Origin of the sequence: Streptomyces actinomycinicus (assembly GCF_016741775.1) — a bacterium.
GTDB classification, from domain to species: domain Bacteria; phylum Actinomycetota; class Actinomycetes; order Streptomycetales; family Streptomycetaceae; genus Streptomyces; species Streptomyces actinomycinicus.
The window spans coordinates 496,896-517,254 of the sequence record NZ_JAERRK010000003.1 but is presented as its reverse complement, the minus strand read 5'-3'; the positions used below and the strand labels follow the sequence as shown (position 1 = coordinate 517,254).

Sequence of the window (20,359 nt, the reverse complement as noted above, 5' to 3'; positions counted from 1 at the left end):
GAGGACCACCATGGCCAACACCGAGACCGCACTGAAGGAAGCCCTCACCTCCATCGAGGGTGCCACCGGCGTCGCGCTCGTCGACTACACCAGCGGGATGGCGCTGGGCACGATGGGCGGCAGCAAGAGCTTCGACCTGAACGTGGCCGCCGCCGGCAACACGGACGTGATCCGCGCCAAGATGCGCACGATGGAGATGCTGGGGCTCAAAGCAGGCATCGAGGACATCCTCATCACCCTGTCCGACCAGTACCACCTGATCCGCCTGCTCAGCAGCCGTGGCGGCAACGGCCTCTTCCTCTACCTGGTCCTGGACGCGAGCCGGGCCAACCTGGCGATGGCCCGGCACCAGCTGAAGAAGATCGAGGCGGAGCTGGAGGTCTGACGGGACCACCCCGGCGCCGCGGTACGGCGACGCGGCCCCGGCCCGGGGCCGCGTCGCCGGCCGCGAGCAGGGGCAGTCGGTGCGGCGGATGCGGGATCGGCGGGCGCGTCCTGGAGGGTCACTCCACGAACAGCCCGCGGGCCGCCGCGTGCGTGTCGAACTCCTCCAGCCGGGCCTGCGCGTCCGGCAGGTCGTCGCAGACGGCCTCCAGCAGCACCCGGCCGAGCAGCATCGGCGCGCACGCGGTGTCGAAGGCCAGGCCGGTGCCGACGGCGGCGGGCAGCAGCAGGTCGGAGTACTTGGCGACCGGCGCGAACGCGGAATCGGCGACCGTGACAACGGTCAGGCCCGCGTCCTTGGCGTAGGCGAGGGTGTCCACGACCTCGCGGGGATGCCGGGGCAGGGCGAAGCAGAGCAGGGCGGTGGCGCCCGCACGGACGGCGGCGTCGATGCGGTCGTGGATCATCGTGCCGCCCTCGTTCAGCAGCCGGACGTCCGGGTGGACCTTGGCGGCGAAGTAGGCGAAGCCGTACGCCTGGGAGGCCGCGGCCCGCAGGCCGAGCACCGGCAGCGGACGGGAGGCGGCGAGTATCCGGCCGGCCTTCTGCACCGGGCGCGGGTCGGCCAGCAGCTCGGCGAGGTGCCTGAGGTTCTCGATCTCGGCCTCGACGGCCTGCTGGTACTCGTTGAACGCCCCGGCCCCGGCGGCCGGCTCGGCGGGGACGACCTCGCGCAGGTGCTTGCGCAGGGCGGGGTAGCCGTCGAAGCCGAGGGCGACCGCGAACCGGGTCACCGACGGCTGGCTGACCCCCGCCAGCTCGGCCAGCTCCACGCTGGACAGGAAGGGCACGTCGGCGGCCCGGCGCACCATGCTGTGCGCGATCCGGCGCTGGGTCGGCGTGAGCCGGTGGCCTTCGAACAGCGTCTGCAGCCGGTTGGCCGGGCTGTCGGTCACGCTCATGACGTACTCCCCCTCTGCGAGTGCTCGACGCCCCGGGAGAGTACAGCGCCGAGGCATGGACCGACACGGGCCGCCTATTCAGGAGGCGCGTACCTGCATACCGTTATACAACCGGGTGCGGGTACGGCTCCACGTGCCGGCCTGGCGGCGGCGGTCCGGGCGGGGGCCGCGGGGACACCGCCCGCGGCCCGTCCGGATCAGAAGTGGGGCGAGGCGGGATCGCCGCCGAGCCGCAGGTCCCCGACCCCGTCGAGGATCTTCTCCGAGGACGCGACATGACGGCCGGCGGTGATGATGTCGCGCAGACACCGGTCGAGCGGGGTCTGCTCGGTGTAGACCGCGGACGCTCCCACGGCGTCGTACAGCATCTGGACCGCCTCCCGGCAGGCCCGGTGCGCGAACTGGCGGGCCAGCGCGGCCGTCCCGCGTTCGGGCTCCAGGCCCGCCGCCTGTGCCGCCCAGGCGTCCTGCAGCGTCGAGTACACGTAGGCGTCCGCAGCCCCGATCAGCGACTCGGCGTGCGCGAGGTCCGCCGGGACGCCCGGCCGGGGCAGCGCGGAACGCCTGGCGGCGAGGATCTCCTTGGCGGCGTTCAGCGCGGACCTGCCGATGCCCAGCGGCACGCCCGCCATCTTGAGGGCGAGGTTGTCGGCGCGCAGGTGGAGCGGCTCCTGCCGGGTGCCGGACGGCACGAGCGCGAACGTGTGCCGCTGCGGGACGAACAGATCGGCGACCTCGAAGTCGTGGGAACCGGTGCCGCGCAGCCCGGTGGTGTGCCAGGTGTCGAGCACCCGCACGTGGGCGGCGTCGAAGACGGCGATCCGCGGGGTGCCCTCCGGGGTCTGGAACCCGGCCATCACCCGGTCGGCGTGGGCGATCCCGCTGCCGTACGTCCAGCGACCCGACAGGAGGTAGCCGCCGTCCCGCCGGACCGCCCGCCCGGCCGGCGGCAGCACCGTCGCGGTGATCAGGTCCGGGTCCGGGAACAGCTCGGTGAACACCTCCCCGGGCAGCGAGACCACGGCCAGCGCGGCGTTCAGCGCGACCGCCGCGCACCAGGCGACCGAGGCGTCTGCCTGCGCCAGCAGATCGACGGCACGCGTGATCTCCGGGACGGTCATCTCGACGCCGCCCAGCGCCGGCGGCAGGGCGGCACGCAGCAGCCCGGTGGCCTTCAGGCCGTCGAGGACCTCACCGGGGATCCGGCCCGTCCGCTCGATCTCCGGCGCGTACGCCGGGAGGCCCGCGGCGTACACCCGTACCCGGTCCATGACCGAGGCGGCGGTGCGGTCCGCCCCGGCCCGGGCGGGCAGTTCCATGACGGTCATCCGGTCCTCCTGGTACCGCTGTTTCTGTCGGTACGGCTGTTTCTGTCGGTACGGCTGTTTCTGTCGGTACCGCTGCTTCTGTCGGTACTTCTGGTTCTGTCGGTACGGCTGCTTCTTCTGATGCCGCTGCTATGGCCGGCGCGACTCGTGCGACTCGTGCCGCCCGGGCGGCCCTGGCGGCCCTGGCGGCCCGGGTGGCGGGTTCGGCGGGGTCGGGTCACAGGTCTTCCAGCGCCTTGCCCAGTTCGGCGGCCAGCGTCCGAAGGTGCGGGGAGCGCATGACGCTGTAGTGGTCGCCGGGTACGTCGATGCTCTCGGCCTGGTCGCCGAGCAGCTCCAGCCACTGCCGGGTGGTCGAGGCGGTGGCCCCGTCCATGGCCCGCAGGAGCCGGACCCTGCCCTCGTACGCGACGGGCTCGTGGTCGGCCAGTGCGCGGCTGAGGCGCAGGAAGCGGTCGGCGAGTCGTTCCAGGGTCGCGGCGTCGATGTCGTCCGGCAGGACGGCGGCGAGCCGGGCGCGCGTCAGCAGTTCCCCGATCGGGGACCGGTCTCCCGTGGGCTCGAACTCGGCCGGCGCGGGGTTCCAGTCGCTTCCCGCCAGCCCGGCCAGGTCGCGGGCGAACCGGGCCAGCAGCGCCGCGTCGGAGGGGGGTGCGGTGCGGGCGGGCGGTTCGAGCAGGTCCACGGCCGCGACGAGTTCGACGGTCTTGCCCCGCCCGGCGAGCAGGCGCGCGGTCTCCAGCGCGATCACGCCGCCCATGGACCAGCCGCCGAGCCGGTACGGGCCGTCCGGGAACCGTGCGGTGATCGCGTCGGCGTAGTGCGCGGCCAGGTCGGGCACGGTCCGCGGCGCCGGTTCGGTGTCGGGGTACTGCAGGGCGTGCAGCGGCTGGTCGTCGTCCAGCAGGGCGGCGAGCCCGGCGTAGCAGAGCACGTCGCCGCCGACCGGGTGGACGAGGAACAGCGGGGGCCGGGTCCCGGTGTCCCGGAGCGTGACCAGGGCCGCGCGGCCCTCGTCACCGGGCCGGTCGCGCAGCACCTCGGCGAGCGAGGCGACGGTCGGCCGGGCGAGCAGCGTGGCCACGGGCAGCGACCGGCCGGTGCGCTGCCGGATCCGGGCCATCAGCCGCACCGCGAGCATCGAGTCGCCGCCGAGGTCGAAGAAGTTCGCGGTGACGTCGACGGGGCCGCCGGAGGGCTCGAAGAACTCGGCCCAGATCCCGGCGAGGAGCCGTTCGGTCGCATCGCGCGGGGCCACCGCCGCGGCGGAGCGCGGGGCCGTCTCCCCGGGGGACGGCAGGCGACGGCGGTCCACCTTGCCGTTGTCGGTCAGCGGCAGCTCGTCCAGCAGGACGATGCGGGCGGGCACCATGTACCCGGGCAGTTCCCGGCCGAGGGCCTCGCGCAGCTCGGCCTCCGGGGTACCCGACACGGCGTACCCGACGAGCCGCCTGGGGCCGCCCCGCTCGCCCTCGGCGACCGCGGCCGCCGCCCGGACGTCCGGCCGGTGCAGCAGTGCCGCCTCGACCTCGCCCAGCTCGATGCGGTGCCCCTGGATCTTCACCTGGGAGTCCTCGCGTCCCAGGAACTCGATGTCGCCGTCCGGCAGGTACCGCCCGAGGTCGCCGGTCCGGTAGAGCCGCTCTCCCGTCATCGGGTGGCGCAGGAACGCAGCGCGGGTCTTCGCCTCGTCGCCGAGGTAACCGCGGGCCAGGCCGGCGCCGGCGATGTACAGGTCGCCGGGGACCCAGGTCGGACAGGGCCGCATCGCCCGGTCCAGCACGTGGAAACGCTGGTTCCGCATCGGCCTGCCGTACGGGATGCTCGTCCAGTCCGGGTCCACGCCGGTGATCGGGTACCCGATCGACCAGATGGACGCCTCGGTCGCGCCGCCCAGGCTCCAGACCTGGGCGTCCGGCAGGGCCGCGGCGATGGCTCCGGGAAGGGTGACCGGGATCCAGTCGCCGCTCATCATCACCACCCGCAGCGACGGCGGTCCGCCGAGGGCCCGGACGTGTTCGACGAACATGTCCATCAGCGCGGGGACGCTGTTCCAGATCGTCACCCGGTGCCGGCTCACCAAGTTCAGCCAGGCGGCCGGTTCGCGCTGCGTCGACGCGTCGGGCAGGACCAGGGCTCCGCCGGCCGAGAGCAGGCCGAACACGTCGTAGACCGAGAGGTCGAAGTTGAGCGCGGACAGGGCCAGGACGCGGTCGCGTGCGGTCACGCCGAACCGGTCGTTGACGTCCTGGATCGTGTTGACCGCGCCGGCGTGCTCGATCATCACGCCCTTCGGGACGCCGGTGGACCCGGAGGTGAAGATGACGTAGGCGAGGTCGTCGGGCCGGGCCGGCGAGGGCGGCAGGGGGCCGCTCGCACCGGTGTCCTCCGGCTCGGTGTCGACGTGCAGCGAGCGGGTGCCCGCCGGCAGGTCGAGTTCGCCGGCGACCGCCGACCGGGTGAGCACCAGGTCGATGCCCGCGGTCTCCATGATCATCCGGAGTCGGCGGCCGGGCACGGCGGCGTCCACCGGCACGTAGGCGGCACCGGTCTTGAGGATGCCCAGCGCGGCGACCACCTGCTCCCAGCTCTTGTCCATCACGATGCCGACGAGCACGCCGGGGCCCGCCCCGCGGTCGAGCAGCCACCGGGCGATCCGGTCGGAGCGGCGGTCCACCTCGCCGTAGTCGAGGGTCCGGGCGGCGGTGATCACGGCGGGCGCGTCCGGCCGGCTGCCGACCCGGCGCAGGAAGCCGTCGTGCAGCAGCTCGGTGGGGACGGGGGCGCCGGTGGCGTTGACCGCGTGCCGGACCGCCAGGTCGGCCTCCGGCGGGAGCACGGACGGCGGGCGACGCCACGCCTCCTCGCCGCACAGGTCCCGCACCAGGTCCAGGTAGGCGTCCCACATCCCGTCGACGACGCCGTCGGGGAACACCTCTTCCACCACGTCCCAGTTGAGGACCAGTTCGCCGTCCTCCTCCAGGGCCTGGTGGTCGAGCCACACCTGCGGCGTCCGTACCGAGCTGGACGCCAGCCTGCCGGCGGCGCCCAGCGTGGTCAGGGCCGTCAGCGCGCCGCGTTCGTCCTCGCCCTGCCCCGAGAAACCGATCGTGCTGGTGAACACCACGGGCATGCTCGCCAGGCCGGTCCCGCCCCGGGCACGGTTCAGCTCACGCAGCACCTCGACACCGCTGACGTGTCCGTGTTCGAGGTCGGCCAGCAGCTGGTTCTGCAAGCGCGTGGCGCCCGAGGTGAAGTTCTCGGCGGGGGCGGCGTCGACCTCCAGCAGGGTGGTCGCGCTGAGGTTTCCGACGATCCTGCCTACGTCGTCGTGCAGCGGCCGCCGGTTGAACGCCAGCAGGTTGAGCGTGAAGCGCGGCGAGGCGCTCCAGGCGCCCAGCACCTGCGCGTACGCGGTGCACAGGGCCGCCGAGGGCGAGACGCCCGCCGCGGCGGCCCGGTCCTTGAAGCGCTGCCACGCCCCGGGCTCGATCCGGCCGGTGCGGTGGGTGAACACCGGCTGCCGCGGCGCGGGTCCCGGTCGCAGCGGCAGGCGCGGCGCGGGTGGCAGTGAGGGCACGCGTGCCTGCCAGTAGGCGAGCGACTTCGCGCGCTGCGCGGTGTCCGTGCGGGCTGCGGCGAGTACGTAGTCGCGGTACGTGACGGCGGGGGCGGGCGCCGTGGGTGTCCCGTGGCGGTAGGCCTGTGCCCATTCCCGGAACAGCAGCCCGGAGCTGCGGCCGTCCACGATCAGCGCGTCGAAGTTGAGGTGCAGGCGGGTGGTGCGGGCGTCGAGCAGGGTGGCCCGGACGTCGAACAGCGGCCAGGCCTCGGTGTCGAAGACCTGGTGCCGCATCTCCTCGTGGATCTCCGCGAGGCGGCGGGCCCGTTCGGCGTCGTCGCACGTCCGCAGGTCGACCGTGGCGATCCGGTAGGCGGGGACCTCGGCGAGCACCCGCTGGTGCCCGTCCCTGGACACGACCGCGCGGAGCATGTCGTGCCGGCCGACGAGGTGCCGGAAGGAGGCGGTGAGCCGGTCGAGGTCGGTCTCCTCGAGGTCGATCTCGACGAGGAAGGAGGTGGAGACGTTGCCGAGTTCGAAGGCGTCGGTCCGGCCGACCAGGTAGGCCTGCTGGAGGTCGGTGAGCGGGAACGGCTCGTGGCGGGCGGCCGGGTCGGCGACCAGCGTCGCCCCGGGCTCCCCGGTCCGGTCCGCGCCGCCGCGGGCCGCCCGGACGGTGCGCGCGATCTCGGCGGTGCTCCGGCCGTCCAGCAGGTCCGGCAGCGGGACGTCGACGCCGAGCCGCCGGGCGAGGGTCTGCCGGATGTCCATCGCGATCAGCGAGTCGATGCCGAGGCCGCGCAGCGGCAGGTGCAGGTCGTCACCGACGACGGCCGCGCCACGCGCCCGGCCGACGATCCCCACCACCAGCTCGGCGGCGTCCTCGGTTCCGGGGGCGGTGGGCGCGTGTGCTCCGGGGGCGCCGGGCACCGCGGCGAAGGGGGCGGTGGGTGCTTGTGCTCCGGGGGCGCCGGGCACCGCGGCGAAGGGGGCGGTGGGTGCTTGCGGTGTGGGTGCGGTGGTCGCTCCGGCGAAGGGGGCGCCGGCCACCGCGCTGAAGGGGGCGGTGGGCGCCTGTGCTCCGGGGGCGGCGGGTGCTCCGGGGAGGAGTGCGGGGGGCGCTTGCGGTACGGGTGCGGTGGACGCTCCGGCGAGGGGGGTGGCGGGCGCTTGCGGTACGGGTGCGGTGGACGCTCCGGCGAGGGGGGTGGCGGAGGCGTGCGGTACGGGTTCGACGGGCGGCGCGCTGAGGGGTGCGGCGGTCCCGGCGGTGACGGGCGCCGGTTCCAGGCGTACGCCGTCGGCCTGCGCCACGGGCGTGCCGTCGGCGCTGACCAGCCGTACCTGCGCGACCAGCGAACCGCCGTGCGCCGGTGCCTGTTCCCTGCGGGGGGCTCCCGTCCAGAGCCAGTAGCGCTCGCGCTGGAACGGGTATCCGGGCAGCGGGACGGGCGGCCCGGCGGGCTCGCCGTGCACACGGGCCCAGTCGATCCGGGCGCCTCGGGTGTAGAGCGCGCCGAGGCTGTCGAGCAGCGTGCGGCGGGGGTCCTCCCCCTCGCGCAGCGACGGCAGGAACGCGGTGTGCTCGGTCGTCCGGAGGTGGTCGAGGAGCGGCGAGGCGGGCCCGATCTCCACGAAGGTCCGGTGTCCGTCGCGCAGCAGCGCGGCGACCTCGCCGGTGAACCGCTCCGGCCCGGCGGCGTCCGCCGGCGTCCGTGCCGCCGCCCGCAGCGCGTCCTCCAGGGGCATGGTGCCGGCGAGGCACGCGGCCACCGACTCGCCGGTGCCGTGGCCGAGTACGGCGGCGGGCTCCACGCCCCACGACCGCCACAGCTCGGCGAACGCGTACGCCACGGCGAACGCCGAGAGCCGGCCGTCGGCCACCTCGGCGCACCGGTCCAGGGCGGCGCGGAAGACCGGCCCGGAGCCGGCCGGTTCCGTGCCCGCCTCGACCCACTGGTCCGAGGCGCGGCGGAAGACGGGATCCGACTCGGCCAGTTCGTCGGCCGCCTCGGCACACCGGTCCAGGGCGGCGCGGAAGACCGGTTCGGATGCGGCTAGTTCGGCGGCCGCGTCGATGTACCGCGCGTCCGGGCGGCCGGTACAGAGGAACACCGGGCCCCGGGTGGTCTGCGGGGTCCGGGCGCCGACGCGGACGCCGGGCGGCGGCGCCTCGCCCTGCCGCGTCCGGGTGAGGAGGTCCCGCAGTTCGGCGCTCGATGACGCGACGGCCGTGAGCCGGTGCGTGAAGTGCGCCCGTCCGAGGCTCGTGGTCCGGCAGATCGACGCGAGCGGGGCGCCGCCGGCACCCTCGGCACCGTCGGCGAGCAACTCGGCGTAGCGCGCGGTGAGGTCGGCGAGCGCGGCCGGTGTCTTGGCCGACAGGGTCAGCAGACGGGGGCCGCCCTGCCCGGCGGACCGGAACTCCCCACCGGACGAAGCACCTTCGAGCACGGCCGGGGTCGCTCCACCGACGGCCGGGGCCAGCGGAGCCGCACCACCGACGGCCGCAGCCGCACCGCCAACCACCGCAGCCGCACCACCGACGACCGAGGTCGCTCCACCGACGGCCGGGGCCAGCGGAGCCGCTCCACCGGCGGCCGCAGCCGCTCCGTCAACCGCCGCAGCCGCACCACCGACGACCGCAGCCGCTCCACCGACGGCCGGGGTCCCTGTAAGCACGGCCGGGGCTCCTGTGTGCGTGGCCGGGGGCTTTTCGAGGTCGGCCGGGGCCTCTTCGATGATCACGTGTGCGTTGGTGCCGCTGATGCCCTGTGAGGACACCGCGGCGCGCTTCGGCCCTGGCGTCCTCGGCCACACGGCCGGCGCGGCGACCAGCTCGACCGCGCCCGCCGTCCAGTCGACGTGCGGGGTGGGCTCGTTCACGTGCAGGGTCGCGGGGAGCCGGCCGTGCCGCATCGACAGCACCGTCTTGATGACCCCGGCGACACCCGCCGCCGCCTGGGAGTGACCGATGTTGGGCTTCAGCGAGCCGAGCCGCAGCGGCTGCTCCCGGTCACCCCCGTACGCGGCGAGCAGGGCACGCGCCTCGATCGGGTCGCCGAGCGGGGTCCCGGTGCTGCTCGCCTCCACCACCTGGATGTCACCGGGCGACAGCCGCGCGTCCTTCAGCGCCTGCCGGATGACCCGCTGTTGTGCGGATCCGCTCGGTGCGGTGAAGCCGTTGCTGGTGCCGTCCTGGTTGACCGCGCTGCCACGCACCACCGCCAGCACGGGGTGGCCGAGCCGCCTCGCGTCCGACAGCCGTTCCACCAGCAGCAGGCCCACACCCTCGGAGAACCCGCTGCCCGCGGCGGCGGCCGAGAACGGCCGGCACCGGCCGTCCGGCGACACGCCCTGCATGCGGGTGAACTCGGTGAACAGCTGCGGCGTGGCCATGATCGTCGCGCCGCCGGCCAGCGCCATCGTGCACTCGCCGCGACGCAGCGACTGGACGGCCAGGTGCAGCGCGACCAGCGAGGACGAGCAGGCCGTCTCCACGGTGAGCGCCGGGCCGCGCAGGCCGAACGTGTAGGAGATCCGGCCGGACGCGACGCCGCCCGCCGTCCCGGTCGTCAGGAAGCCCTCGGCTTCCTCCGGCACCTCGCCGCTCCCCAGCCCGTAGTCGTTGCAGGACAGCCCGGTGAACACGCCGGTCTCGGTGTCGCGCACCGACTCCGGGTCGATCCCGGCGTCCTCGAAGGCCCGCCAGGCGGTCTCCAGCAGCAGCCGCTGCTGCGGGTCCATGGCCAGGGCCTCGCGCGGGCTGATACCGAAGAAGCCCGCGTCGAAGTCGGCCGCGTCGTAGAGGAAGCCGCCGGAGCCCGTCACGCTGCGGCCGCCGCTCCCGGGCTCGTACAGGCCGTCGTCCCAGCCCCGGTCGCGGGGGAACGGGCCGACCGTCTCCCCGCCCGCGTCGAGCAGCCGCCACAGCGCGTCCGGTGAGTCGATCCCGCCGGGATACCGGCAGGCCATGCCGACGATCGCGATCGGCTCGCGGTCACCGTCCTCCAGTTCGCGCAGGCGCTCGCGGGCCTGGTGCAGGTCGAGGGTGAGCCGCTTGAGGTATCCGAGCAGCTTCTCGTTCGTTTCTGATCCCATGACGGATCGTTCCTCCGTAGGCGGGTCAGGAGCCCGAGAGCTCGCGGTCGATGAAGTCGAGCAGTTCCTCGGCGGTCGCGGCCTCGACGAGCGCCGTCACGTCCGCCTCGATGTCCCGGAAGGAGGTCTCCGGGGCGTCCCCGAAGGGGGGTTCCGGGGCGTCCCCGAAGGAGGGTTCCGGGGCGACCCCGAAGGGGGGCTCCGGGGCGGCCGGTGCCTCCTCGGGCGGTACGAGTCCGGTGTCCAGGACGGTGACCAGCTCGGGCAGCACCGGTGCCTCGAACAGCAGGGTGAGGGGGAGTTTGAGGCCCGTCGCCGTGTTGAGGCGGTTGCGGAACTCGACCGAGGTGAGCGAGTCGAACCCCAGCTCGCCGAACGGCCTGTCGTCAGGGATCGCCTCGGGCCGGGAGCCCAGTACGGCCGCCATGTGGGTCCGGATCAGGTCGGCCAGGATCGAGGCGCGTTCACCGGCGCTCCGCCCGGTGAGTTCCTCGCGCAGCGGCCGGTGCGTGCGCTGTCCGTGGACGTTTCCGGGCCGACCCGTTCCTGCGGCCGCCACGACCTCGCGGAGGACCGGCGGGAGGTCCGTGCCGAGGTCGCGCAGGGCCTCCCGGTCGAGCCGGGCGGGCACCAGGACGGCGTGCGGTGACGGCAATGCCGCCTCGAGCAGGGCCAGGCCGTGCTCGGGGGCGATCTCCACGAGGCCGGCCCGGGCGAAGCGGGCGCGGTCGGCTGCGGTGAGGCCGCCGATCATGCCGTCCGGGTCGTCCCACAGGCCCCAGGCCAGCGCGAGGGCGGGCAGTCCCTGCGCGCGGCGGTGCCGGGCGAGCGCGTCGAGGAACGCGTTGGCGGCGGTGTAGCCGCCCTGCCCGGCGCCGCCGAGCGTGCCCATGACCGAGGAGACCAGGACGAACGCGGTGAGCGGGTGGCCCGCGGTCAGCTCGTGCAGGTGCCAGGCGCCGTCGGCCTTCGCACGCATGACCCGGTCGATCTGTCCGGCGGTGAGCGAGGTGACGGGTGCGTCGTCGACCACGCCCGCGGCGTGGATCACGGCGGTCAGAGGATGCCGGGTGGGGACGTCGTCGATCATCGCGGCGACGGCGTCCCGGTCGGCCACGTCCACGGCAGCGAAGCTCACCTCGGCGCCGAGCCCGTGCAGTTCGGACGCCAGCGCGGCCGATCCGGGCGCGTCACCGCCGCGGCGTCCGGCCAGCAGCAGCCGTCGTGCGCCGTGTTCGGTGACCAGGTGCCGGGCGAGGGCCCGGCCGATGGCGCCGGTGCCGCCGGTGATCAGGACGGTTCCGTCCGGGTCGAGGAGCGGCGGGACGGTGAGCACGACCTTGCCGACGTGGGTTCCCTGGCGCAGCAGCCCGAAGGCTTCGGGTGCGTGCCGGACGTCCAGGTCGGTGACGGCGGGCCAGCCGAACGCACCCTCGGCGAACAGCTCGACCACGCGGTTCAGGAGGCGGGCGAGGTGCTCGGGCGGCAACTGGAGGAGGTTGGACGCCTGGTAGCGGGCGCCGGGACGGACGGCGGCCACCTCGGCCGGATCGCGCGGGTCGGTCCTGCCCAGTTCGACGAGGAGCCCGCCGGGACGCAGCAGCCGCAGCGACTCGTCGACGAGTTCACCGGTCAGCGAGTTCAGGACGAGCGCCATGCGCCGGCCGTCCGCGCCGAAACGGTTCCCGAAGCCGGGCTCGCGGGACGAGGCGAGGTGGGCGTCGTCGATGCCGAGGGCACGCAGTGTGGGCCACTTGGCGGGACTCGCGGTCGCGTAGACCTCCGCGCCCAGGTACCGGGCCAGCTGGACGGCGGCCATGCCGACGCCGCCCGCCCCGGCGTGGACCAGGACGGGGTCGCCCGGGCGGACGCCGCCCAGCTCGGTCAGCGCGTGCAGGGCGGTCATGTGGGCGACCGGTACGGCGGCGGCCCGGGTGTACGACCAGCCGTCGGGGATCTTGACGAGGGTGCGGTGGTCGGCGTGGGCCACGGTGCCGAACGCGGCGGGGAACAGGCCCATCACCCGGTCGCCGACGGCCAGGCCGGTGACACCGGGTCCGGTCGCGGTGACCACGCCGGCGCCTTCCAGGCCGAGCGGTCCGGGATCGCCCGGGTGCATGTCGAGGGCGCCCAGGACGTCGTGGAAGTTCAGGCCGGCGGCGCGCACCGCGATCCGGACCCGGCCGGGGCCGGGTGCGGCGGCGGCCTCGTGGCAGGGCCGGATCTCCAGGGCGCTGAGGGTGCCGCGTTCGGGGATGTCCAGGCGCCAGGCGGTCGCGTCCTCGGGGACCCGGAGCGCCGGGTCGCCCACCGCGGGCACGAGGCGGGGCACCAGGACGGTACCGCCACGCACCGCCGCCTGGTTCTCGTCCGACGCCAGTGCCGCGGCCGGCACCTCGGTGGTGTCGGGGGCGTCGGGGGCGAGGTCGACCAGGGCGAACCGGCCCGGGTGCTCGACCTGTGCCGTCCGCACCAGGCCCCAGACCGCCGCCTGGGCAAGGTCCCGGACGGTCTCGCCGGGCCGTACGGCAACGGCTCCGCGGGTCACCAGCACCAGCCGGGTCCCGGCGAGCCGGTCCTCGGCGAGCCACCGGCCGAGCAGGTCCCGGGTCCGGCAGACCGCGCTCCTGGCCGCCGTCGCCGCATCGGTTCCGTCCTCACCGGCCGGGCAGAAGACGACGGCGGGGCCGGAGACGACGGCAGGACCAGAGACGACGGCAGGACCAGAGACGACGGCGGGGTCGGAGACGACGGCGGGGTCGGAGACAACGGTGGGGTCGGAGACGACGGTGTGCGTGGGTGCCTCGGCCGCCGTGAGCAGCGTGTCCGGGCGGAAGGCGTCCCACGGCACGGGCACCTGTCCGGCCGGCGATCCGGTCGGCGCCCCGGCCGGCGATCCGGTCAGCGCTCCAGTCGGCGGCTCGGACAGTGGTTCCCAGTCCAGCGCGAACAGGGAACCGCGTGCCGCGACCGCGGGATCGGCCGGGCGGCCCGCCCCGACCGGGCACAGCTCCAGCGACTCGACGAGCCCCGCCGGGGCTCCCGAGGAGTCGAGCAGGGTCAGGGCGAGACCTCCGTCCACGGCGGGCGCCGCGTGCAGGCGCAGGGCTGCCCGGCCGCCCGTGCCGGAAAGGGACACGCCGCGCCAGCGCAGCGGCTGCACGCGCTGCCCGCCACGGCCGCTGGCGTCGGCGATCAGACCGTGCAGGGACGCGTCGAGCAGGGCGGGGTGCAGGTGGTAGGCCCCGGCGTTCGCGGCCTCCGGTTCGGGCAGGGCGGCCTCGGTGAACTGCTCGGAGTCGCGTCGCCAGGCGGCGCGCAGCCCCTGGAACACCGGCCCGTGCTCGTATCCGTGCAGACCGAGGTCCTCGTACGTGCGGGCCGGCGACACCGGCGTCGCGCCGGCCGGCGGCCAGTCCGAGGGGACCGGCCCGGCATCGGCCGACGACCGGACCGGGGCGGCCGGCACCACGTCGGCCGACAGCCGGTCCGAGGCAGCTGGCGTCGGGCCGGCCGGCAGAAGGCCGGCCGGCGGCCGGGCAGCCGGCGTCAGGGCGGCCGGCGGCCGGGGCGCGGCGGCCGGGGCCGGGTCGGGGCCGAGGGTGCCGGTGGCGTGCTCGATCCACTCCCCGCCGGTCGCCCGGCCCGATATCCGGCAGGTCCGCTGCCCGTTGCCGTCCTCGCCCGAGACCCGGACGCGCAGGTCGACGGCGCCGTCCTCCGGGAGTTCCATCGGCGTGGAGACCGTCAGTTCCTCGATCCGTGCCGTACCGGCCTTCGTACCCGCGTGCAGTGCGATCTCCAGGAACGCGGTGCCAGGTACGACGACCGTCCCCGAGAGGGCGTGGTCGGCCAGCCAGGGGTGGGTACGGGTGGAGAGCCGCCCGGTGAAGACCGTCTCGCCGTCGCCGAGATCGACGGCCGCGCCGAGCAGGGGGTGCCCGGCCGGGGCCTGGCCGAGGTCGGCCGTGCCGGACGGCCCGGCCGTGCCCGTGAGCCAGTAGCGCTGCCGGCGGAAGGGGTACGTGGGCAGGTCGACATGGCCGGTGGCCGTGCCGGTGAGCCGGTCCCACGCGAGGGGCAGGCCCCGTACGTATGCCTCGGCGGCGGAGGTGAGGAACCGCCGCAGGCCTCCCTCGTCGCGGCGCAGGGAGCCGGTCACGATCCCGTCGGCGCCGATTCCCTCGAGGATCTGGCCGATGCTGCCGGTCAGCACCGGATGCGGGCCGACCTCGACGAACGTGGTGTGGCCGGACGCGACGAGCGCTTCGACCGCCTCCTGGAAGCGCACCGTGTGCCGCAGGTTCCGGTACCAGTAGGAGGCGTCCAGTTCGCCGCCGTCCTGCCAGTCGGCGGTCACCGAGGACATCAGCGGTATCGCGCCGGCGCGCGGGGTCAGGGATGCCAGCCCGGCCAGTATCCGCTCGCGGAGGGGTTCGACGGACGGGGAGTGCGAGGCGAAGGCGGCCGGGACCACGCGGGCGTTGACGCCCTCGGCCTGGTAGGCGGCGACGAGTTCGGCGATCGTGTCCGCTGCGCCGGCCACGACGGTGGTGGCCGGTCCGTTCACCGCGGCGACGCTCAGCGTGCCGAGCCGTTCCCGTATCCGCTCCGCGGGGAGCGGGATCACGGCCATCGCCCCCGTGCCCATCAGGTCGAGGGCCATCCTGCTGCGCGACGCGATGGCACGGGCGCCGTCGTCGAGGGAGAGCGCCCCGGCCACGACGGCGGCGGCGATCTCGCCCTGGGAGTGGCCGACCACGGCGTCCGGGACGACCCCGGCGTACCGCCACAGCTCGGCCAGCGACACCATCACGGCCCACAGGGCGGGCTGTACGACGTCGATCCGGTCGAGCAGGGGCGCCCCGTCGAGGACGTCGGCCAGCGACCAGTCGATGTGGGGCGCGAGCGCGCGCTCGCACTCGGCCAGGCGGGCGGCGAAGACGGGGCTCTCGGCGGCGAGCGCCGATGCCATGCCCCGCCACTGGCCGCCCTGTCCGGGGAAGACCAGAACGGTCCGGCCGGGTTCGCCCGCGCGGCCGGTGACGACGTCGGGGGCGTCCTCGGTACGGGACAGCGCGTCCAGGGCCCGGCCGGCCTCCTGCCCGTCCCGGGCGATCACCACGGCCCGCTCGTCGAGGGACGCCCTGGCGGTCAGGGCCGGTGCCGCGACGACCGGGTCGAGTGGTCCGGCGGCCAGTGCCCGGGCCCGTTCCCGCAGCGCCTCGGGGCAACGGGCCGACAGGACGACCGGCACCACGGGCGGCCGTACCGGCTCCTCCGCGGGTCCGGTCCCGGCCGGCGGCTCCGCGAGGATCACGTGCGCGTTGGTGCCGCTGATCCCGAACGAGGAGACGCCACCACGCCGGGGCTCGCCGGTTCGCGGCCAGGGACGTGCCTCCTGCAGCAGGGCCACCGACCCGGCCGCCCAGTCCACGTGCGGGGACGGCTCGTCGGCGTGCAGCGTGGCGGGCAGGGTCGCGTAGCGGATGGCCTGGACCATCTTGATGACGCCGCCGACGCCCGCCGCAGCCTGCGCGTGTCCGATGTTGGACTTGAGGGACCCCAGCCACAGCGGCCGGTCCCGGTCCTGCCCGTAGGCGGCCAGCAGGGCGCCCGCCTCGATCGGGTCGCCGAGTGCGGTGCCCGTCCCGTGCGCCTCCACGGCGTCGACCTGCCGCGGGGTGAGCCCGGCGTCGGCGAGTGCGTCCGCGATGACGCGCTGCTGGGCCTGACCGCTCGGCGCGGACAGCCCGTTGGAGGCGCCGTCGGAGTTGATGGCGCTGCCGGCGACGACCGCCAGTACGCCGTGGCCGTGGCGGCGGGCGTCCGAGAGCCGTTCGACGACGAGCATGCCCGCGCCCTCGCCCCATCCGGTGCCGTCCGCCTGGGCGGAGAAGGCCTTGCAGCGGCCGTCGGCGGCCAGCACCCGCTGCCGGGAGAGTTCCACGAACATGCCCGGGGTCGCCATGACCGTGACCCCGCCGGCCAGGGCGAGGGAGCATTCTCCGGCCCGCACGGACCGCACCGCCTGGTGCAGCGCGACGAGCGAGGCCGAGCAGGCGGTGTCGACGGTCAGCGCGGGCCCGTTCAGGCCGAGGACGTAGGCGATCCGCCCGGAGATGACGCTCGCGCTGGTGCCGGTCAGCAGGTGTCCGGCGACGCCGTGTCCGGCGGCCTCCATGGTCGGCCCGTAGCCGGAGTGCATCGCCCCGGCGAACACGCCGGTCCGGCTGCCCTCCAGGGTGACCGGGTCGATCCCAGCGTGCTCCAGCGCCTCCCATGCGACTTCCAGGAGGAGCCGTTGCTGCGGGTCCATGGCGAGGGATTCGCGTGGGCTGATCCCGAAGAACTCCGCGTCGAAGTCCGTCACGTCCCGCACGAAGCCGCCGCGGCGGACGTAGGAGGTGCCGGTCCGTTCCGGATCCGGGTGGTGGAGCGTCGCCAGGTCCCAGCCGCGGTCGTCGGGGAAGTCACCGGTGGCGTCGGTTCGGCTGTCGACCAGGCGCCACAGGTCCTCGGGCGAGCGCACTCCGCCGGGGTACCGGCAGGCCATGCCGACGATGACCACGGGGTCGTCGTCGGCGTCGTCGGCGGCGTCGTCGGCGTCGTCGGGCCGCGCAGGCTCCCGCACGGCCGTCGGGGAGCCGCCGGTGGCCATGCCCGCCTGGAGTTCGGCGATCGCGGCGGCCAGGGCGGCCGGGCTCGGACGGTCGTACAGGAGGGTGCTCTCCAGGTTCAGACCCGTGGCGGCCGACAGCCGGTCGCGCAATTCGAGGGTCATGGCCGAGTCCAGGCCCATCTCGCGGAAGGTCCGGCCGGGCCGGACGTCGCCGGCCGCCCCGACGCCCAGCACGACCGCCGTGTGACTCCGCACCAACTCCAGCACCGCTCCCCGACCCGCGGCGGGGGCGGAAGCCGCGGTGGAGGCCGCGGCGGGGGCGGAAGCCGCGGTGGAGGCCGGGGCGGGGGTGGGGGCCGCGGTGGAGGCCGGGGCGGGGGTGGGGGCCGCGGTGGAGGCCGGGGCGGGGGTGGGGGCCGCAGTCTCGGGCGGGGCCGGGGTCGGAGTCATGGCGGCGCCCAGGGCCGGGATCGGGGTCTCGGACGGAGTCGGGGCGGGGGCCGGGGCGGAGGCCGTGGTCTCGGACGGGGGCGGGGTCTCGGCCTGGGTCAGGGTGGGGGCCGGGGCGGGGGTCGTGGTCTCGGGTGGGGGCGGGGTTGATGTCGTGTCAGGGTGCTGCTCGGGGGCTCCGGGCATCCCGGGCGGCCAGCAGGAGCGGCGTTGGAACGGGTACGTCGGCAGGTCGGTCAGCGGTGCGTGGCCGGGCAGCAGCGCCGCCCAGTCCACCGCGACGCCGTGCACGAAGGCCTCGGCCGCCGCCGTGAGGAACCGCCGGCGGTCGCCGTGGCCGCGCCGCAGCGTGCTCAGCGCGGTGCCGTCACCGCCGCGGCTCTCGATCGTCTGCCGGATGCCCATCGTCAGCACCGGATGGGGGCTGACCTCGAGGAACGTCGAGTGGCCCGAGTTCAGCAGCTCCTCGACGGCCGGGTGGAACCGCACCGGCTCGCGCAGGTTGCGGAACCAGTAGCCGGCGTCCAGCCCGGCGGTGTCGAACGGTCCGGCGGTGACGGTCGAGTGGAACGGCACGTCGACGGAGCGCGGGGTGATCCCCGCGAAGGCGGTGAGCAGCTCCTCTCGCAGTTCCTCGACCCCCGCGCTGTGCGAGGCGTAGTCGATCCGGAGACGCCGGGTCCGCACGGCCTGCCCGTAGTGGGCGGCGAGCGCCTCGAGCGCGGCGCCCGGACCCGCGACCACCGTGTGCGCGGGGCCGTTGACCGCCGCGACCGACAGCGAGTCCGCCACCGTCGCGAGGTCCCGCCGCACCTGTCCGGCCGGTAGTTCCACCGACAGCAGTCCGCCGCGGCCCGCGATCCGGTTCAGCACGCTGCTGCGCAGGGCCACGATCCGCGCGCCGTCCTCGAGCGAGAGGGCGCCCGTGGCGGTGGCGGCGGCGATCTCGCCCTGCGAGTGGGCCACCACGGCGGCGGGCTCGACCCCGGCCGAGCGCCACAGCGCGGCCAGTGACACCATCACCGCCCACAGCGCGGGCTGGATCACCTCGTCGGTCTCCAGCGGCGGCGCACCGGGGACACCGCGCAGGACATCGGGCAGCGACCAGTCGACGTGCGGGCGCAGCGCGTCGGCGCAGTCGCCGATCCGCCCGGCGAAGACAGGGGAGGTGTCGAGCAGCTCCGCCGCCATGCCCGTCCACTGCGAGCCCTGGCCGGGGAAGACGAAGACCGGCTGGACCGGCGGCCCTTCGTGCCGGCCCTCCACCACGGCCGCCGACGGCTGCCCGGCCGACCGTGCGGCGAGTCCGGCGAGGAGGCCGTCCCGGTCGTCCGCGACTACGACGGCACGGTGTTCGAAAGTGGTGCGCGTGACGGCCAGCGACCGGGCCACCGAGGCCACACCGAGTCCGGGACGCGCCTGGACGTGGGCGCGCAGCCGGGCGGCCTGGTCCCGCAGCGCGGGTTCGTCACGCCCCGACAGAATCCAGGGCAGCGCCCCGCCTCCACCCGCACCACCAGCACACTCCACGCCCCGGGAGAACAACCCGGCTTCACCCGCACCGCCGGCGATCTCCGCGTCCTGCCAGTCCGAGAGGACGACGTGGCAGTTGGTGCCGCCGATCCCGAACGAGCTGACTCCGGCGACCAGCAGCCCGTCCGGCGCCGGCCAGGACCGGGTCTCGGTGTTCACCCGCAGACGGAGTTCGTCGAGCGGGATCCGGTCACCGGGACCGGCGTGGTTCAGGCTCGGAACGAGTTCGCGTGCGGCGACGCACAGGACGGCCTTGATGAACCCGGCGATGCCGGCCGCGCCCTCCAGATGACCGATGTTCGTCTTCACCGAACCGACCAGGAGCGGTGCCTCCGCCGTGCGGGCCGCGCCCAGCGTCGCCCCGAGCGCGGCGGCCTCGACCGGGTCCCCGACCCGGGTCCCCGACCCGTGCAGCTCGACGTACCGGACCTCGCCCGGCTCGACGCCCGCGTCGGCACAGGCGGCGAGAAGCACCCGCTCCTGCGACGCACGGCCGGGTGTCGGCAGCGTCGCGGTCGCGCCGTCGTTGTTCAGGGCACTGCCGCGGATCACGGCATGGATGCGGTCGCCGTCCCGTACGGCGGCTTCCAGGAGTTTGAGTACGACGACCCCGCCGCCCTCGCCCCGGACGTAACCGTCGGCCCGGGCGTCGAAGGTGAAGCAGCGCCCCGCGGCCGACAGGGTCCCGGCCCGCTCCAGCGCCAGGGTGCTCTCCGGGGCGAGGATCAGGTTCACACCGCCGGCCAGGGCCAGGTCGGACTCGCCGGACCGCAGGCTCGCGCACGCCAGGTGCACGGCGGCCAGCGAAGACGACTGCCCGCAGTCCACCACGAGACTCGGCCCGTTCAGGCCCAGCGCGTAGGAGATCCGGTTGGCGATCACACCGCGCTGCAGTCCGGTCAGCGTGTGCCCGGTCACCGCGTCGGGACCGAGGCGGTGCAGCAGCGTCGCGAAGTCGTCGGCGATCGCACCGAGGAACACACCCGTCCGGCTGCCGGCGAGGCCGCCCGGCAGGGTCCTGGCGTCCTCGAGGGCCTCCCAGGCCAGTTCGAGGGCCAGCCGCTGCTGCGGGTCCATGGCCGTGGCTTCACGCTGTGAGATGCCGAAGAAGTCGGGGTCGAAGGCGTCGACCCGGTCGAGGAACCCGCCGCGCGCCGGGCCCCGGCCGCCCTGCCGGCCGGTGATCGCCTCACCGCCGCCGCGCAGCAGCCGCCAGAACGCGCCCGGTCCGTCGGCCTGCGGGAACCGGCAGCCGATCCCGACGACCGCGACCGCGTGCGAAGGGAGATCACGCCTGCCGTGACCAGCATTTTCCATCGTTGATGCACCCCAGTGTCCGTGCCGAATCGGTGGTTCCCGCGACGGGGTGGGGGCCGTCGCCGTATGCGGCCCCCGTCCCGGCGCCCTGTCGTCTGCC

At 75.2% G+C, this 20,359-nt stretch carries 5 protein-coding genes; 1 reads left to right on the top strand and 4 read right to left on the bottom strand.

Going from position 1 to position 20,359, the window contains the following annotated elements; translation table 11 throughout:
• The first annotated feature begins 10 nt into the window (after window positions 1-10).
• A complete protein-coding gene (locus JK359_RS09250; protein WP_201833804.1) occupies window positions 11-385 on the top strand; it encodes a roadblock/LC7 domain-containing protein in 375 nt (124 codons plus the stop codon).
• 118 nt (window positions 386-503) lie between these two features.
• Here JK359_RS09250 and JK359_RS09245 read toward each other — a convergent pair whose 3' ends face one another.
• The 4 genes from JK359_RS09245 to JK359_RS09230 form a co-directional block, all read right to left on the bottom strand.
• Window positions 504-1,346 (bottom strand): MurR/RpiR family transcriptional regulator, encoded by an 843-nt coding sequence (locus JK359_RS09245; protein WP_201833802.1) that lies wholly within the window; start codon window positions 1,344-1,346, stop codon window positions 504-506.
• Window positions 1,347-1,543: 197 nt separating this feature from the next.
• Window positions 1,544-2,674 (bottom strand): acyl-CoA dehydrogenase family protein, encoded by a 1,131-nt coding sequence (locus JK359_RS09240; protein WP_201833800.1) that lies wholly within the window; start codon window positions 2,672-2,674, stop codon window positions 1,544-1,546.
• Between the two features lie 217 nt (window positions 2,675-2,891).
• The gene (locus tag JK359_RS09235) at window positions 2,892-10,337 is read right to left on the bottom strand and encodes a non-ribosomal peptide synthetase/type I polyketide synthase (RefSeq protein WP_201833798.1); all 7,446 of its coding nucleotides are present in this window, start codon (window positions 10,335-10,337) and stop codon (window positions 2,892-2,894) included.
• 25 nt (window positions 10,338-10,362) lie between these two features.
• Window positions 10,363-20,259 (bottom strand): type I polyketide synthase, encoded by a 9,897-nt coding sequence (locus tag JK359_RS09230; protein WP_201833796.1) that lies wholly within the window; start codon window positions 20,257-20,259, stop codon window positions 10,363-10,365.
• Window positions 20,260-20,359: the final 100 nt, after the last annotated feature.

What these genes read in the sequence shown, in the direction of transcription:
- JK359_RS09250 (WP_201833804.1), top strand. Translation starts at nt 11, where the DNA reads ATGGCCAACACCGAGACCGCACTGAAGGAAGCCCTCACCTCCATCGAG.
- JK359_RS09245 (WP_201833802.1), bottom strand. Translation starts at nt 1,346, where the DNA reads ATGAGCGTGACCGACAGCCCGGCCAACCGGCTGCAGACGCTGTTCGAA.
- JK359_RS09240 (WP_201833800.1), bottom strand. Translation starts at nt 2,674, where the DNA reads ATGACCGTCATGGAACTGCCCGCCCGGGCCGGGGCGGACCGCACCGCC.
- JK359_RS09235 (WP_201833798.1), bottom strand. Translation starts at nt 10,337, where the DNA reads ATGGGATCAGAAACGAACGAGAAGCTGCTCGGATACCTCAAGCGGCTC.
- JK359_RS09230 (WP_201833796.1), bottom strand. Translation starts at nt 20,259, where the DNA reads ATGGAAAATGCTGGTCACGGCAGGCGTGATCTCCCTTCGCACGCGGTC.